The 16,044-nt window shown below is 69.1% G+C and carries 18 protein-coding genes; 10 read left to right on the top strand and 8 right to left on the bottom strand.

Going from position 1 to position 16,044, the window contains the following annotated elements:
* Positions 1-12: 12 nt before the first annotated feature.
* From rox to AB0H78_RS11990, 3 genes are all read right to left on the bottom strand, one after another.
* Positions 13-1,440, bottom strand: a complete 1,428-nt coding sequence (gene rox, locus AB0H78_RS12000; RefSeq protein WP_363234220.1) for a rifampin monooxygenase — start codon at positions 1,438-1,440, stop codon at positions 13-15.
* Positions 1,441-1,526: 86 nt separating this feature from the next.
* Positions 1,527-2,429, bottom strand: coding sequence for an aldo/keto reductase (locus AB0H78_RS11995; protein WP_363234219.1), 903 nt, complete (start codon positions 2,427-2,429; stop codon positions 1,527-1,529).
* 11 nt (positions 2,430-2,440) lie between these two features.
* Positions 2,441-3,400 carry an NAD-dependent epimerase/dehydratase family protein gene (locus tag AB0H78_RS11990; protein WP_363234218.1) on the bottom strand — a complete coding sequence of 320 codons (960 nt, stop codon included), beginning with the start codon at positions 3,398-3,400 and terminating at the stop codon, positions 2,441-2,443.
* A 70-nt stretch (positions 3,401-3,470) separates the two neighbouring features.
* Between AB0H78_RS11990 and AB0H78_RS11985 the strand changes: the two genes are divergently transcribed.
* Positions 3,471-4,391: a LysR family transcriptional regulator gene (locus AB0H78_RS11985; RefSeq protein ID WP_363234217.1), complete on the top strand. Its 921-nt coding sequence runs from the start codon at positions 3,471-3,473 to the stop codon at positions 4,389-4,391.
* Positions 4,392-4,432: 41 nt separating this feature from the next.
* On the opposite strand, the gene AB0H78_RS11980 is transcribed toward AB0H78_RS11985, so the two are convergent.
* Both AB0H78_RS11980 and AB0H78_RS11975 read right to left on the bottom strand, forming a co-directional pair.
* Positions 4,433-4,582, bottom strand: a complete 150-nt coding sequence (locus AB0H78_RS11980; RefSeq protein WP_363234216.1) for a hypothetical protein — start codon at positions 4,580-4,582, stop codon at positions 4,433-4,435.
* A 25-nt stretch (positions 4,583-4,607) separates the two neighbouring features.
* A complete protein-coding gene (locus tag AB0H78_RS11975; RefSeq protein ID WP_363234215.1) occupies positions 4,608-5,279 on the bottom strand; it encodes a hyaluronoglucosaminidase in 672 nt (223 codons plus the stop codon).
* A 182-nt stretch (positions 5,280-5,461) separates the two neighbouring features.
* Between AB0H78_RS11975 and AB0H78_RS11970 the strand changes: the two genes are divergently transcribed.
* The 6 genes from AB0H78_RS11970 to AB0H78_RS11945 all read left to right on the top strand — a co-directional run bounded on the left by AB0H78_RS11970 (position 5,462) and on the right by AB0H78_RS11945 (position 11,082).
* Positions 5,462-6,040, top strand: a complete 579-nt coding sequence (locus AB0H78_RS11970) for a helix-turn-helix transcriptional regulator (protein ID WP_363234214.1) — start codon at positions 5,462-5,464, stop codon at positions 6,038-6,040.
* A gap of 118 nt (positions 6,041-6,158) precedes the next feature.
* Positions 6,159-7,031: a class I SAM-dependent methyltransferase gene (locus AB0H78_RS11965; protein WP_363234213.1), complete on the top strand. Its 873-nt coding sequence runs from the start codon at positions 6,159-6,161 to the stop codon at positions 7,029-7,031.
* A gap of 143 nt (positions 7,032-7,174) precedes the next feature.
* Positions 7,175-7,696: a CAP domain-containing protein gene (locus AB0H78_RS11960; RefSeq protein ID WP_363234212.1), complete on the top strand. Its 522-nt coding sequence runs from the start codon at positions 7,175-7,177 to the stop codon at positions 7,694-7,696.
* Positions 7,697-8,059: 363 nt separating this feature from the next.
* On the top strand, positions 8,060-8,842 hold the full coding sequence (locus AB0H78_RS11955) for a C39 family peptidase (protein WP_363234211.1): 783 nt from the start codon (positions 8,060-8,062) through the stop codon (positions 8,840-8,842).
* Complete coding sequence (locus AB0H78_RS11950) at positions 8,826-10,079, top strand: hypothetical protein (RefSeq protein WP_363234210.1); 1,254 nt, start codon at positions 8,826-8,828, stop codon at positions 10,077-10,079. The genes AB0H78_RS11955 and AB0H78_RS11950 overlap by 17 nt, the downstream gene beginning before the upstream one ends.
* Positions 10,080-10,167: 88 nt before the next feature.
* Positions 10,168-11,082 carry a serine hydrolase gene (locus tag AB0H78_RS11945; RefSeq protein WP_363234209.1) on the top strand — a complete coding sequence of 305 codons (915 nt, stop codon included), beginning with the start codon at positions 10,168-10,170 and terminating at the stop codon, positions 11,080-11,082.
* A gap of 7 nt (positions 11,083-11,089) precedes the next feature.
* Here the strand turns inward: AB0H78_RS11945 and AB0H78_RS11940 are convergent, their stop codons facing one another.
* Positions 11,090-11,914 carry a M15 family metallopeptidase gene (locus AB0H78_RS11940; RefSeq protein WP_363234208.1) on the bottom strand — a complete coding sequence of 275 codons (825 nt, stop codon included), beginning with the start codon at positions 11,912-11,914 and terminating at the stop codon, positions 11,090-11,092.
* A 243-nt stretch (positions 11,915-12,157) separates the two neighbouring features.
* Here AB0H78_RS11940 and AB0H78_RS11935 point away from each other — a divergent pair, with 243 nt between their 5' ends.
* Complete coding sequence (locus tag AB0H78_RS11935; protein ID WP_363234207.1) at positions 12,158-13,435, top strand: M48 family metallopeptidase; 1,278 nt, start codon at positions 12,158-12,160, stop codon at positions 13,433-13,435.
* Here the strand turns inward: AB0H78_RS11935 and AB0H78_RS11930 are convergent.
* Positions 13,422-14,306 carry a hypothetical protein gene (locus tag AB0H78_RS11930; RefSeq protein WP_363234206.1) on the bottom strand — a complete coding sequence of 295 codons (885 nt, stop codon included), beginning with the start codon at positions 14,304-14,306 and terminating at the stop codon, positions 13,422-13,424. The genes AB0H78_RS11935 and AB0H78_RS11930 overlap by 14 nt on opposite strands.
* Before the next feature lie 262 nt (positions 14,307-14,568).
* A complete protein-coding gene (locus AB0H78_RS11925) occupies positions 14,569-14,793 on the bottom strand; it encodes a hypothetical protein (protein WP_363234204.1) in 225 nt (74 codons plus the stop codon).
* Between the two features lie 111 nt (positions 14,794-14,904).
* Here AB0H78_RS11925 and AB0H78_RS11920 point away from each other — a divergent pair, with 111 nt between their 5' ends.
* Together AB0H78_RS11920 and AB0H78_RS11915 are read left to right on the top strand one after the other, a co-directional pair.
* A complete protein-coding gene (locus tag AB0H78_RS11920; protein ID WP_363234202.1) occupies positions 14,905-15,735 on the top strand; it encodes a helix-turn-helix transcriptional regulator in 831 nt (276 codons plus the stop codon).
* Positions 15,716-16,015: a DUF397 domain-containing protein gene (locus tag AB0H78_RS11915; protein WP_363234201.1), complete on the top strand. Its 300-nt coding sequence runs from the start codon at positions 15,716-15,718 to the stop codon at positions 16,013-16,015. The genes AB0H78_RS11920 and AB0H78_RS11915 overlap by 20 nt, the downstream gene beginning before the upstream one ends.
* Positions 16,016-16,044: the final 29 nt, after the last annotated feature.

Raw genomic sequence — 16,044 nt, 5'->3', positions numbered from 1 at the left:
CCCCCTCCCCCGTCAGCCGGCCGCCGTGCCGAACCACGTGGGCAGCGCACCGAGCAGATCCGCCTGGTCCTCCCCCACCCACGCCACATGCCCGTCCGGCCGCAGCAGCACCGCCGGAGCATCCAACTCCTCACCCACGTCCGTGACATGGTCGACCCGGTCCGCCCAGCCCTCCACCGAGAGGGCGCCCGTCCGGTCGAGCAGCAGGCCCCGGCCCGAGTGCATCCGCTCGTACAGCCGTCCCTGCTTCAGCGCGACGTCCCGCAGGCGCCTGCCCAGCAGTGCGTGGCCCTCGCCGAAGTCGTAGCGGATGTCGAGCGCGAAGACCATTCCGGTCATGTACTCGTTCACCTCGTCGAAGTCCATCAGCTTCGAGAGCAGATCCCGCAGGGCGGCCGCCCCCGCGCTCGTCCCCAACAGGGTCATCTGTGCACGGGTGTTGTCCACCACCCGCGCGCCCACCGGGTGCCGTTCCGCGTGATACGTGTCCAACAGGCCCTCCGGCGCCCAGCCGTTGACCGCCGCGGCCAGCTTCCAGCCCAGGTTGAACGCGTCCTGCACGCCGAGGTTGAGCCCCTGCCCACCCGTCGGCGGGTGGATGTGCGCCGCGTCGCCCGCCAGCAGCACCCGGCCCGCCCGGTACTGCTCGGCCTGACGGGTGGCATCCCCGAAACGCGACAGCCAGCGCGGCGAGTGCACGCCGAAGTCGGTGCCCGCCACCGCGCGCAGCCGCTCCTTGAAGTCGTCGAGGGTCGGCGCGGCGCCACGGTCCTCGGAGACGCCCTCGGCGGGCACGATGACGCGGTACGTACCGTCGCCGTTGGGGATCGTGCCGAACCGCAGGTGCGTCTTGCGGACCTCCTCGACGACCGCGGCGACCGTCTCCTGGTCCTCGGTCATCTCCATGTCGCCGAGCAGCGTCTCGGCCGTGGCGGGCTCGCCCGGGAACGCGATGCCGAGTTCCTTGCGGACCAGGCTGCGCCCGCCGTCGCAGCCGACCAGATAGCGCGAGCGCAGCTGTGTGCCGTCCGCGAGTTCGGCCGTCACCCCGTCCTCGTCCTGGCTCAGGCCGACCACCTCGCAGCCGCCCCGGATCTCCGCGCCCCCTTCGAGCGCGTGCTCGCGCAGCAGCCGCTCGGTGTCCGGTTGCAGGGCGGAGATGCCGTACGGGTGCGCGGTGTCGAGCCCCTCGGGCCACTCCTTGTGGATGCCGCCGAAGAATCCGCCGACCTTGAACTTCTCGCCGACCGCGAGGAACCGGTCGAGCAGCCCCCGCTGGTCCATCATCTCGACGCTGCGCGTGTGCAGACCGCGCCCGCGCGTCTCCCCCGTCGGCGCGGTCAGCTTCTCCAGTACGACCACCTGCACCCCGTGCAGGCGCAGTTCACCGGCGAGCATCAAGCCGGTCGGTCCGCCACCGACCACGATCACGTCAATCATGAATGAAGTCCCCATTTTCGCAGCTACTGGCCTCGGCCGCCGATTATGCGGGGCCCGGGGGGCCTTGCCGCAAGGCCCCCCGTGAGCTATACGTTGAGAGTGGAAAGGAGTGAGTGTCCTCCTTCCAGCTGCTCCCTCTCCGTCTCGCTCAGTTCGAGATCGGCCGCCCCCGCAGAGTCCCGGATCGATTCCGGACGGCTTGCTCCCGGGAGCGGGATCACTGCCGGGGAGCACGCCAACAGCCATGCCAGAGCGATCTGTTGAGGGCTCACGCCCCGCCCGGCCGCGATCCGGTGGAAAGCCGTGTCCGCCGAGGTCGGCCCGGACGGCCCGTCGAGGGAGCTGCGGCTGATGCCGCCCAGCGGGCTCCAGGGCAGGAAGGCCAGCCCCAGTTCCGTGCTCAGCCGCACGGCGGGCTCGGCGTCGCGCACCGCCGGGGAGTACTGGTTCTGTACGGAGACCAGCCCGCCCCCGAGGATCTCGTACGCCTCCCGGATCTGGTCAGCGGTGACATTGGAGATCCCGGCGGCACGGATCGTGCCGGAATCGATCAACTCCCGCAGCGCGCCCACGGATTCGGCCCAGGGGACGGCCGGATCCGGCTTGTGCAGCTGGTACAGGCCGATCGACTCGACGCCCAGCCGCCGCAGGGACGCCTCGGCGGCGCGCTTGAGGTGTGCGGGAGTGGCATCGACGGTCCAGCTCCCGTCGCCCGGACGCCCGCGACCGCCCTTCGTGGCGACGAGGACGCCGGAGGTGTCGCCGCCGTAGCGGGCGAGGGCGCGGGCTATGAGGAGTTCGTTGTGGCCGCTTTCGCCGGCGTGCCAGTGGTAGCTGTCGGCGGTGTCGATGAGCGTGACCCCGGCGTCGAGGGCCGCGTGGACGGTGGCGACGGCGCGCTCTTCGTCAGGTCGGTGCTCGATGGACAGCGGCATGGCGCCCAGGCCGATCGCGCTGACGGTGAAGTTCCCGATCGTGCGGTACCGCATGGTGTGCCTCCTCAGGCGGCGAGGGTCTCGGCCACGGCGGCGGGAAGCCAGTCCGTGGTGCGGGAGAAGCTGTAACCCAGCTCCTTCGCGCGGGAGTTGCTCATGGCGTAGTGCCGGTCGAAGGAGAACGGCGAGGCCGCCTCGCCCGCCCCGACCTCCCGGTACACGGGCTCGCGCCCGGTCTGCGCGGCAATCACCGCACCCAGGCCGTGCACGTCGAGCGGGCCGTCGGATGCGGCGTTGACCGGTCCTGTGGCATCGGTGGCGGTGGCCGCCCACTGGAGCAGGTCCGCGAGTTCCTCGTAGTGGATGAAGACCGTGGGCAGCGCCTCGGCGTGCACGGCGATCGGCGTTCCCTGGGTGATGCGGCCGGTGTAGTGCGCGAGCCGGCCGGTGAACTCCGCCGCCCCGCCCCCGAGTACATGTGCGCTGCGTACGGAGACGAAAGCGAACCCGGGCCGGCCGCTGTGCTGCGGCTGCTGCGCGAAGACGGCCTCCGCCTGGCGCTTGCCTTCGGCGTAGTGCGCCTCCAGGTACGCCTCGTCGTGCCAGGGCAGATCCAGCCGCACCAGCCAGGCCGCCGGGTCCACGGCCGACTCCGGCACCGGTGCGCCGGGCGGGACGGCGGGCAGCGCGGCGGTCGCCGGGTCGTAGACCTCGATGGTGGACGTCATGACGTAGCGCCGGGTGCGGGCGGCGAAGACGCGGGCGGCGATGGCGGCCTGCACGGGGGTGTAGCAGACCTGGTCGATGACGACGTCGAAGGTACGGGAGCCGAGCACCGCGGTCAGCGCCGCCTCGTCGTTGCGGTCCACCACGAGGTGTTCGACGCCTGCGGGCGGCGGGGTGGAGCCGCGGTTGATCACCGTGACCTGGTGGCCGGCGGCGTGCAGACGCTGGACCAGGAGCTTGCCGAAGTAGCGGCTTCCGCCGATGACGGCGACCTTCTGAAACCCTTGAAGCTTTTGCATGCCCTCATCCTGGGCACCTACAGTCCACAGCAGAAGTGCCTACTTGCTGGATGCGTTGTAAGGAAAACTGTTGATCGATGTGCAGCGGCTCCGTGTCCTGCGGGCAGTGGCGGAGCACGGCAGTTTCAACCGGGCAGCTGCTGCCCTGCACCTCACCGCCTCGGCCGTCTCCCAGCACGTCGCCGCCCTGGAGCGCAGCCTCGGCACCCAGGTGGTGGCGCGCAGCACCCGAGGCGTCACGCTCACCCCGGCCGGCCAGATCATGGTCGGGGCCGCCGAGTCGGTCGCGGCGGAGCTGGAGCACGCCAGGCAGCAGGTCGACCGGCTCGGCACCGGCCGCACCCAGATCACCGTCGCCACCTTCACCAGCGGCGGCCGGCTGCTGCTGCCCGCCGCGCTCGACCGCCTCGCCGCGGACCATCCCGGCACCGTGGTCCACGTACGGGAGGCCGAGCCCGAGGAGAGCCTGCCGCTGGTGCGCCAGGGCGCCGTGGACCTGGCCCTCGCGTACCACTTCGACGGCCCGCTGCCCGGTGAGCAGGGTCCGAACTCCAGCCTGGCATGGACCCCGCTCATGGAGGACCCGCTGCACGTCGTCCTGCCCGAGGCGCATCCCCTGGCCGGCCGCGAGACGCTCAACATCGCCCAACTGGCCGCCGAACCCTGGGTACTCGGCTGCATGAAGACCGAGGGCTATCTGCGGCGATACGCCGAACGCGCGGGCTTCGTACCGGAGTTGCGCGGCACGACGACCGACTACTTCTTCGCCCGCACCCTCGTCGCCGCGGGCCTGGGGATCTCCCTCATCCCCTCCATCGCACAGACCCCGCCCATCGCCGGCCTGCGCACCGTCCCGATCACCCCGCCGGCCCCGGCCAGACACCTGGGCGTCGCCACGATCCACCGCCGCGACCACCCGCAGGTCAGGACGGTGGTGGAGGCCCTCATGGAACAGGTGTCGGCACGGGACGCGACGCGGACCGGAACGTGACACTGCGCGTCCGGTGGTGGCGTTGGCGTTGGCGTTGGCGATCAATCGGTAGCGGTGGGTTCCGCCTGATGGAGTTCTGCTCGCAGCGCCATGTTCTCGGCTTCCAGGGCCGCGATGCGTTTGCGGGCGAAGTACAGCTCCATCACGGCGTCACGAAACTCCGAGACGAGCTGGTCGGGGGTCAGTTGCACGGTGCGCTCCCGTCGTCCGGTGTCATCAGGCCGAGGCGATCCGGGTCACGGTGCCGCCCGATCCACGCCACCACAGTGCGCCGTCCTTCGCGTAGAGGGTGCCCCCGCCCTTGGAGTCGACGGCGGTGGGGACGGTGGCCGCGTTGCCCACGCGTACGGTGCCCTCGACCATCACTCCGGCCGGAGCCGATCCCTGCACCACGTGTACCTGAGCCCAGGGGTTGGCCCCCAACTCGATCCCGACTCCGATGCGGCCGCTGCCTTTCACGACGAAGTCGTCCCGTCCCGCGTTGTTCCTCAACGTGACCAGGTTGCCCGATGTGGGGCCCTGGGTCGCGGTGACGAAGATGCCCTGCGACGCGGTGCCTGTCGTCTGAAGATCGATGGACAGCGCGGAGGCGCCCTTGTCCGCGCCGTCCGCTCGGCCCACGTGCGCGATCTTCAGCGTGCCGCGGTCGATCTCATGGCCCGTGAGGTAGATCGCCGAGGTCTGGGGGTTGTCGGATATGACGTTGAGTGCCACTCCTTGGCCCGAGGTCCCGGCCTGATAGATCGTCACCGCGTGCTCAGTCGCCGACGTGGTCTTGAGGAAGGCCGCTTCCGTGTCCGAGTCCACGCGGAAGCCGTCTGCGACGACCTCCCCGTCGAACACGGTCGGGTCACCGGCCGCACCGGCCGCCTGCTGTGTGTCTGCCACAGCTTCACCGGCCCCCGCCAGGGTCACGGCTCCCGCAGTGAACCCACCGAGGAAAATTCTGCGTCCCACAGTCACTATGTCTCCCTTTAGCTCAAAGGCCTGGAGCGCAACCTATCCAGCCCCCCGGAGCCGCCACGCCGGACCGCAAGCAACATTTGCGCGTACGGCATAGCCTGATGCCCATGACGCAAGACGACGGAGATCTCGACAGCCTCGTACGCAAACGGATCCGCGCCCTGCGCCTGGCGCAGGGCTGGTCCCTGGACGAGCTGGCCGGACGCGCCCTGATCAGCCCCTCCACGCTCAGCCGGATCGAGAACGGTCAGCGCCGCCTCGCCCTGGACCAGCTCGTCACCCTCGCGCGCGCCATGGACACCACCCTCGACCAGCTGGTCGAGACGGGCACGGACGACGTCATCTCCAGCCCGGAGATCGACGTCACCCATCAGCGGATGCGCTGGGGCGTGCGGGCGGACCCTGGCATGGCGGTCATCCGCCAGCGCATGACGAACCCGCCGCCGGACAACCCCTCGCTGATGCGCGCCCACCCGGGCCGCGAGTGGCTCGTCGTGCTCTCCGGCACGGCTGTTCTGCTGCTGGGCAACCGGCGCCTGCGGGTGGAGACCAACCAGGCCGCCGAGTTCCCGACGATGCTTCCACATGCCATCGGCGCCGAGGGCGGACCGTGCGAGATCCTGGGGATCTTCGACCGCGACGCCCGCCGCAGCCACCAGCCGAGCGCCGCCAACGAGACGCCCTGACCCCTGCTGACCCTCCCTGACCTCGCTTCTTGCGCGTACGGCAGCCGGGAAGCCGACCTTCTTGCGCTTCCGGAAAGCGACCGGGCCGCAGGCCCAGGGACCTCTTAGCGTGGGAGCCATGACGCACGCACCGCACGAGGCCCACGCCCACACTCACGCCCACGACCACAACCACAACCACGACGACTCCCACGACCAGGCCGAGCTCCTCGACCTCGACGCCGAGGTGCTCGCCGAGCACACCGCCTCCATCACCGCCTGGCTGCCGGTCACGGCCGCTCCCCGCCACATCGTCGACCTGGGCAGCGGAACCGGAGCCGGCACCCTCGCCCTGCTCGCGCGCTTCCCCGACGCCGAGGTCACCGCCGTCGACACCTCGACCGCCCACCTGGACCGCCTGCGCGAGAAGGCCGAGGCGGCAGGGCTCGCGGATCGCGTACGTACCGTCCAGGCCGACCTCGACGGACCGGACTGGCCCGACCTCGGCACCCCCGACCTGGTGTGGGCCTCGGCCTCCATGCACCACATGGCCGACCCCGACCGCACCCTGCGCCAGGTCCACGAAACGCTCGCCCCCGGCGGCCTGTTCGCCGTCGTGGAACTCGCGGGCTTCCCGCGCTTCCTCCCCGAGGACGCCCCGGCGGAACGCCCCGGCCTCGAAGACCGCGCCCATGCCGCGCTCGACCGCCACCACGCCGAGAAAATGCCCCACCGGGGCGCCGACTGGGGCCCCAAGCTGACCGCCGCCGGCTTCGCCGTCGAGGGCGAACGCACCATCACCGTGAACATCGGAGCGCCCCACACCGAGGCCATCGGCCGCTACGCGCTCAGCGGCCTGACGCGTATGCGCGGCGGAGTCGCCGAGCTGCTGTCGCCCGAAGACCTCGCCGCCTACGACCAGTTGCTCGACACCGAGAGCCCCCGCAGCATCCTGCGCCGCGACGACCTGACGGTCCGCACCGAGCGCATGATCTGGGCCGCACGGCGCTGAAACACCCCCGCCACACCTCTTTCGCACTCGTGCGAGTGAGGCGCGGAATGTCACCACCGGTCCAGGAGCCCGGCACGGGCACAGTGGCGGCGATCACCGGGTCGACCGCGACCCGGTGCGCTGAACTCCCTGGAAGGTTCCACGTGAAGCGTGTTGTCAGGGCAGCCGTGATGGCTGCGGGCGCCGGTCTCCTTCTCCTCCTGCCCGCCCAGGTCCTGCCCGCCCAGGCGTCGGCCGCCCGCGCGTACTACCCCGATGTCGACCGCATCGTGTGCGAGATGAACAAGGAGCGCGCCACAAAGCACCTGCCCGCACTGCGCATCTCCGACCGCGCGAGCGAGGTGGCGCGCGCCCACGCGAAGGACATGTCCCGTACGGACAGCCTCACTTCGGTCGGCAGCGACGGCCGCGACCTGCGCGACCGTCTCAACGACGCGGGCCTCTACTCCCCCTACGTCTCCGAGTACATGTTCTCGGGCTACCGCCACGACGGCTACTTCACCGACATGGCGACCGACCCGGACCCGCACAACGGCTTCTACAAGGTCCTCATGAGCAAGGACCCGGTGGCGATCGGCATCGGCTACGACGACAGCTACTGGGACGTGGACCTGCTGGGCCCGCACCGCCGCCTGGTCACAAGGGCTGCCACCTGCACGCCGTAACGGTCAGCAACGGTCCCAGCGAAATCGAGCGACAGGAACTACGGACCCGGGGGCGCGTCTGCCTGCACGCCCCCGGGCACTCAACTCCCTTGCACATAGCAGTAGTTGAAAGTTTCACACCACCTGCACCACGTGTGACTTGGGACACACAGCCACCACATAGCGTGGTCGCAAATCATTCCCCCGCTCGACAATTTCGCCCCTCGGTAACTTTATGTAGCCTTAACTTGAGGTTCGGTTGAGGTGGATCCAGGTCCTCCACTTCCCCTTCTGTGAGAAACAGAGTTGATCACTCCGTTGACAGTAGATTCACCACCCGTGAGGCCGCGAATCACGTGGCCCTGAAATACGGGGAGTGAAAATATGAGCACCACCACGCGTACTGTCGCCGTTCTGGCGGCCAGCGTATTCATGGCCGGAACAATTGCCTCTGGATCCGCCCTGGCGGCGGACACGTCGACCGCCGCCGGGCCCCTTTCCAACACGGATGTCGGGGCAATAAAAGCGGCAAACGACCCAGCGCCGTTCAGCTCGGCGGATATCAGCAAGGCGAGATCCGAGTCAGCGGCGAAGGACAGTGCGCTCGGCCTCGGTGGCGGCACCTCGGCGCTGGCCGCAGTGCCCACCAGCGCCTACCTCACCGACAACCACGTCGCTCAGGCGTACAACAACTACTGCGGGCCGGCCACGGCACGCATGACCCTTCTGCACCAGGGCGCGAACGTCAGCCAGGCGACTCTGGCCAGCAGGTTCGGCATCTCCCCGAACAACGGGGGGACCAGCTGGGACGCGATGCTCAGCGCGCTCAAGTACTACGGCACCCCTGCCTACGCGGGCGCGTTCCTGGCCTACAGCCCGAGCGCGGCGGACAAGAGCACCTACAAGTCCCGTATGAAGACCGACATCGCCACCACGAAGGACAGCCTCGCGGGCAACGTCTGGGAGGTCGTCGGCGGCCCCCACCTCGCGGGGCACCCGAACAAGGAGATCTTCCACTGGGTCAACATCCGTGGATACAAGGAGAGCGGCACCTACAGCCAGGTCCAGGACCCGGCGACCAGCGTGTGGTCCGGGGTCCCGGCCAACTCGCCGGTGGGGTCGGACAAGCTGGTGACGATGATGGGTGGTCGTGGCTACCAGTGGTAGGCGCCTAGCCCTCGGTGTGGTCTGTCTGGCGCTGGCGTGCACCTTCGGGTGCACGTCGGCGTCGGGCGGTACCCATGACGGGGCGGCGTCGACGAAGGCAAGCCCGTCCGCAACGCCGTCCGGTCCGCCGACGGCGAGCCGTCGGCCCACGGGTCCGCCGGTCAAGAAGTCCGGCGACTTCTGCCAGGTCAAACGGCCGGGCGCCTGGGCGGACGCAGAAGCAAAGCGTCAATACCAGTCCAGCGCCGGCCTCGACCGGCGGGGTACGGCGGTGAATTCGAGCGGTGACACCATATTCGCCGTAGATGCCCGAAAAGGGAGAAACGAACTCGTCAGGCTGGAAAGCGGCGGGCGATCCCGACATGTCGTCCACAGCTTGAACCCGATGGCGGGCGGGAAGAAACTTCAATACGGCAGCATGCGCTTCGACGGCCGCTGGCTCATATTCGAGGTCGATTACGATGCCGAGAATATGAACGACTGGGAAATCTACGCCTGGGATTCGACCGCCGACAACGCTCCGTTCAAGCTGGCCCGACATGACAAATCGATCCCCGGCCCGTTCCTCTTCGCCTACGTCAAAGACGGAAAGGCCGCGTGGACGGAGGGGGCCAAGGGCGGGAAGAAGGAGATTCACCTCTTCGACCTGGCCGGCCGTAAGGACTCGGTCGTACATACCGGACAGGTCAGCCCGGTATTCCTCGCGGGGGACCTGCTCGGTTGGCGCGAGGCATCCAGCGCCAAGGCCCCCGTGTTCCTCAAGGCCGTGTCCATCCGTACCGGCAAGCCCGCACAGCTCCCACCGGTCGTCGCGGCAGTCCGCGGCAGCGCGTACGTCACCAGCGACGGCTCGACCTGGGCCTGGGTCGATGCCGAGTACTCGACGCTGTACGCCTGGAAGCCGGGCTGGAAGGAGTCCGCGACCATCGCCAAGGCCGCGGAGGGAGAGAACATCGACCAGATGGAGCTGGCCGGTGACCTCATCACCTGGGTCGGCGGGAAAGCCATCTGGGCCGCGGACCTCAGAAGCCACTCCCGTACCACTCTGACTCCGGAGTACGGCACCACTCTGTCCAATGGCGACGCGCTCCTTGTCACGTACATGAAGGGCGGCTTCACCAAGGATCCCAGCAAGCGCAGAGGGACCACCAGTTACGTGTTGAAGGTGCCGGAGCTTCCCCCGCTGGCGGAATGCGCGACCTGGACCTCTGTCCCTCAACCAGGCGCCACCGCATGACGATCCGGGCCGGAGACGCCGGCAGCGCGGCGGCGCCCCCGGCCCCGGCGCGCCCCCCGGCGCCGGCCCCCGAAAGCGAGAGCCCTGCATGAAGTCCCGGATAGCCGTGCTCCTGCTACTGCTCCTGGGCGTGATGGTGACAGCCGCCGCGCTCCTGCCGTCCTCCGCGGATCACGCCACCGCGTCCGCCGCGCAGTCACGGCCGCCAAAGCCACCGGTCCCCCTGCCGACGCCCACGCCTTCCGCAACGCCCGTCCCTTCCCATACCGCGACCCCCGGAGCGGGCCCCGAGGAGACCGCACGCTCGGCACTCGACGCGCTCGGGCCGTACACCGGCCGCTACGCACTCGCCGTGGAGGACCTCACGTCCGGCCGCTCCTTCACCCATGGCGCGTTCACGGCGGACTTCACCTGCGCCAGCATCATCAAGGTCGACATCCTGGCCGCACTGCTGCTGCAGGCGCAGGACCGCGGAGACGAACTCACGGCAGAACAGCGCCAACTCGCCTCCGCCATGATCCGCCTCAGCGACAACGACGCGGGTCAGGAGCTCTGGATCGGCATCGGCAGACGCCAAGGCCTGGACGCGGCCAATGCGCGCCTCGGAATCAGCGCGGCGCACGCGGGCCAGCGGGGTGCGTGGGGGCTGACCCAGACGACGGCCCCCGACCAGATCGCTCTCCTCAAGTCCGTCTTCACGGCGAAATCGCCGCTGACCGCCGGATCCCGTTCGTATATGCGGTCCTTGATGAGCGACGTCATAGCGGGACAGAACTGGGGTGTGGGCGCGGCGAGTTCACCCACCGTCACACCGGTTCTGAAGAACGGATGGCTGTCCAGAGAGACGACGAAACTCTGGGTGGTCAACAGCATGGGCGTGGTGGAGTACGGCGGTCACTCCATGCTCGTAGTCGTCCTGACAGACAGTCAACTCACCCGCGAGGCAGGCATATCACTCATAGAACAGACCGCTACAGCAGCAGTCCACGCCATGGCCGGCTAGGGAGCTCCTAGCCGAGCGGCCGCGAGGGGAAACCGGTGTCGAAGTGCTGGTAGTCCGCGGTGGAGATGTCCTGCCAGATCCAGCCCTCGGCGGTGAAGGCCCGCCAGACCGGTCCGCCCTTCAGGATCTTGCCGAGGCCCGGCGTGCGGCCGCTGTACTTCGCGCTGGGCTGCCAGCACTTGCACCGCTGGTCCGTCCAGGGGTTCTCCATCGGGTTGATGTCGACGGCACGCCCGTTCCCGTGCGGCGACTTCGCCGCCGAGGCGTTGGCCTGGGCCTGCTTGCGGCAGTTGAACGCCGAGGAGTTGTCGGCGCGCATGGACGCCGCGTCGTCCCCGCCGTACGCCTCGATCGGTTCCATCCGCCGGATCGGGAAGCGCTTCTCGAACAGCTCGGTGAAGACGCGGACGACGCTGGCCGCGACGTCGTCGCGTACGACGAGGGAACCGCGATGCACCGCGCCGTCGAACCCCCAGTGGTTGAGCTCGACGCGGCGCAGACCGGCGCGGCCCACAGGGCACTCCGGGCGCCAGGCCCCCGCGGCCACGATGCGGGCCCACTGACGGTCGCCGATCTGCGAGACGACGGCGGCGACGGCCGGGGCGGGGACAGAAGCGGACATCTCTGGTGAGGGGGTGGCCGAGGGCGGGGTGCGCGTCGCGGTCGGGGTCCGGGTCGGCTGCGACGTGTGGTGCTGCGTGGCCGAAGCCGTACGCGACGACGAGGCACGCGGGACCGGCGGCGGATCCGCCGCCTTCCCGCCGGCGGAGCACCCAGTGGCGAGCAGCGCGACGAGGAGCCAGACGCGCAGGCCCGAGCCCTTGAGCTTCATGCGTTCCCCCTAGAACAGGCGGGAGGGTACGACGGACCGGCCGCGCCCCCGCCTGCCGCGCCGAGGCACACCCTAGGGGGCGCCGATGTCCGCCGCCCGCCCATCGGCAATCCAGGAAACGGATTCACGGGTTACGCTGCGGCGCCGACGCGCGAGCCGAGTGACATCGGAACGCGTCGTACAACAGAACGGCCTCTGGGGAGAGGCCTTGGAACGAGGGGGGCCTCGCAGGTGCAGAGCACCATGGAACAGACCGTGCAGCCGTGTCCGCAGTGCGGTGCGGAGATCCTGGCGGACCGGCGGTACGTCGCGTGGTGCGCCGCGTGCGACTGGAATGTGGACCCGGATCCCGAAGAGGAGGAGCCGGGCCGGCTGGAGCGAAGACGGCGCGCGGCGGCCGCCCGGCACGGGGAGCGGCTGCTGGCGGAGATCGAGGCGGCGGCGGGCGGGGACGGCAATCCGCTGAAGCCCCGGAGCGACACGGCGGGGGTGCTCGCGTATGCCATCGCGCTGGCGGTCCACGGCGTCACGCTCGCGCTGATCGTCGCCGGAGTGCTGCTCGTGGTGGTCGGCTGGGGCAGTGCGCTTCCCGTGGTCGGGGCTTTCTGTCTCTTCCCGGCCTGGGTGCTGCGGCCGCGCTTCCGGAAACTTCCCGATGACGGGGTGCTGTTGCGGCGCGGTGATGCGCCGCGACTCTTCGCCCTGATCGACGAGATCGCCGTGCTCGTCGGCACCACCGGGGTGGATGCCATCGCCATCACGCCCGAGGTCAACGCGGGCGTGAGCGCGTACGGGATGAAGCAGCGGCGCCTCCTGACCATCGGGCTCGGGCTGTGGGAGATCCTGTCCCCGCAGGAGCGGGTGGCCCTCCTCGGTCATGAGCTCGGCCACTACGCCAACGGGGACACGCGCCACGGCGTGGTCATCAGCAACGCCCTGCGCTCACTGGTCACTTGGCGCTATGTCCTGCACCCCGTCCCCAGACCCGAGCCTGTCGAGTACATCCTGAACCTTCTCTACGTGCTGCCCTTCTGCACGGTCCATGGCGTCATGCTGCTGCTCGACCGGCTCACACTTCGGGCCACCCAACGCGGCGAGTATCTGGCCGATACCTTCGCGGCACGGGCCGGTTCCACCGAAGCCGCCACGGGCCTCATGGATCGGCTCCTGGTCGGCGAATCCGCATCGGTGCTGCTGCAGCGCGAGTTCAACTCAGGTCAGATCAAGCGCAGTTCATCGCCCACAAGAAGAGACCCCTGGGTCGGCCTGTGGGATCGGCTCGCGACCGAAGTGCACTCGGTCCCGCAGAGCGAGTACGAGCGCCAGCGCCGCGTCAGCATCCTGCGCGGCCACAGCGTCGACTCCACGCATCCCCCGACCCACCTGCGCCGCACCGCGCTCCTCGCGGGCACCCCGGTGGACGCCGGAATCGTCGTCGACGCGGCGCAGCAGGACGCGATCGACGGGGAACTGACCGAGGCCCGCGAGCAGGTGGCCAAGCAGGTGTTCAGAGGCTGGTGAGGACTGCCCCCGCGCCCATACGGACGTCCTGGCAGTCCCGGCAGTACTCCTCGTCTCCCATCGGCATGAAGATCAGCGCCTGCGTGTGCTCGCCCTCGCATTCGCGCATCCGGAAGACGCGCGGGACGACGCGGGGTTGCGATGCCCAGGTGGGCGGCATGTTGCGCAGGATGTGGACCATGAGGCCGCCGGGGCGATGGATCTGTCCGCCATTGGCGGGCAGGCAGCGGCGGATGTGTTCGCGGATGTCGTGCGTCGTGTGCCCGGCCGCGAGCCATCGGTCGGCGAGGTGGGCGAGGCGGGGGAACATCACCTGAGGGATGACCAGGCGGCGGTCCAAGTAATGCAGCGCGTAGGCGAGTTGAAGTCCCACATCCGACGGGGGTCGCAGCTCGGGCGCGGGGTCGGGCTGCGGCTCGGGGGCGGGCTCGGGCGGCTCCGCCTCCCGATGGATGGAGGTGTTTTCCTCACGGTGTTTTCCTGGATGACGGCCGCCGACCCGACCAGCCGGATCACCGACGGCCGGAGTACCGACCGCCGGATCCAGCGCGGCACGGGCCGCGGCGGCTTCGGCAGGCGTCAACGGCACGCTGGAGACCAGCTGTTGGGTCTTCCAGAGTCCGCGAAGCCCCTGCTCGCGCCACTCGTGGAGGTAGCCCTCGTCCTTCAGCTGCCGCTTGGCCTTGAGGAACGCGCACTTCTTGATCCCGGCCCGTTCGGCTGACTTCGAGAGGGATTCCTTGGCGTGGGCCGGGAGCGAGAGCTGCCAGCTCAGGAGTCGGAATGCGTCCGAGTTGAGGCGAGGGTGCCGGATCAGTTCGTTAAGGACCTGCGTGAAGTTACGGGCAGGCGAGATAGCATGACGAAGCATTTTCGGTGGCCTCCGACCACTGGTGATGAAGGCCCTCTCCGCTGGGTGCGAACCAGCGTGGAGGGCCGCCTCATGTACAGACCGAGGCAAGTTGTCGCGATCACCGTACAGCAACTCCTGTAGTCGCACGGTCACTTCGCGTAATCGGCTGCGGGAGGCTCAAGTCCCGGATCGGGTACGGGATCCGGCTCGTACGTCCGCTTCGGACCCCACGTCCGGCCGCCGTCCCGCGACACGCGCAGCGTGATCCACGAGGACCGCCTCACCACCGGCCCCCGTACCGCGCCGCTTTCCGCTTCAGCCATTCCCGTACCTCTTCTTCCTCTTCCGGAGAGGCCGGCCGAAGGCTGCGCGCCGCGATCGTCGCCACGAAGTGGACGAAGCGCACGCGGCGCCATTCGCCCTCGACGCCCAGGACCTTGCCGGGTCCGTAGACCTCGGTGTCGGCGTGGGCGACGTACGCCCCTTCGCCGTACGGCGTTGCCATCGCACTACCTCTCGCTCTGCGTGTGGAACCAGTCACAGAGTGGGGTCGCCGCAGGTACGCTCGCCAGAGGTTCGCGTGTGACAAGCGCATTGGCACATACGGGAGTTGCGTATGGCAATCGAGGACAACCCTGGATCGCGCACGAGCTACGGCGAGGAGCTGCGCCGCCGACGCGAGGCGGCGGGCCTCACGCAGGAGGAGCTGAGCGTGCTGGCGATCATGTCGCGTACGCATATCGCGCACATCGAGGCGGGGAGGCGGCGGCCTTCGCTGGACGATGCGCGGCGACTGGACCAGGTGCTGGTCACGGGTGGGGTGTTCGAAACGTTTCTGCCTACGAAGGGCGAGGGGGCGGTCGCTGAGCACTTCAAGGAGGCCTTGGAGCTGGAGGAGGAGGCGACTGCGATCAGGGTCTACGGGCCCAAGCTCGTTCCCGGACTGCTCCAGACAGAGGCTTACGCACGCGCTGTGCTTGCCTCCGGCCACCCACCCCGGACACCCGAGGAGCTTGACAGGCTCCTTGTCACACGCATCAAACGGGCCCGGATTCTGGACAACTTCCATAATCCGCTGGTCTGGGCGCTGTTCGACGAGGCCGTTCTGCGCCGCCCGGTAGGTGGCCCGGCCGTGATGTGCCAACAGCTCTGTCACATCGTGAAGCTGGGTGAGAGCCATCGCATTCGCGTGCACGTACTACCGTTCTCAGCAGGCTTTCATGCACTCTTGGAGGGCCTTGTCTCACTGATGTGGTTCGAGGACCAGCCGCCCGTTGCGTACGTAGAGGGCCTGAAAACCGGCAAGTTGCTGGAAGTCGCACCCGTCGTACGGGCCTGCCAAACGGACTACGATCACGCCATGGGCGACGCCATGTCGCACAGCGATTCCCTGGCGTTGATCCGTTCCATTGCAGAGGATTACGAGCATGAACACCAGCAGGAGTGAGCAGCAGCCCATCAGGGTCCCGAACGCCTCCGCCCTGCCGATGTGGCGCAAGTCCAGCTACAGCGGCGGCGAGAGCGGCAACTGCGTGGAGATCAGCGAAGCCCTGGCCTCCTGGCGCAAGTCCACGTACAGCGGCGGCGACAGCGGCGACTGCCTCGAAGTGAACGACGCCTCCTCCCCCGCCCTGGTCCCCGTACGCGACAGTAAGAACCCCCACGGCCCCGCCCTCGTGATCTCGGGCGCCGCATGGACCTCATTCGTCGGTCTGGTGACGGGCTAGCCGCGAGCCACGCCTCCACCCCTCCCATT

Source organism: Streptomyces sp. NPDC050738, from assembly GCF_040654175.1.
Lineage (GTDB): Bacteria > Actinomycetota > Actinomycetes > Streptomycetales > Streptomycetaceae > Streptomyces.
The sequence above is the reverse complement of the archived record's forward strand: the minus strand, read 5'-3'. Positions and strand labels throughout refer to the sequence as shown.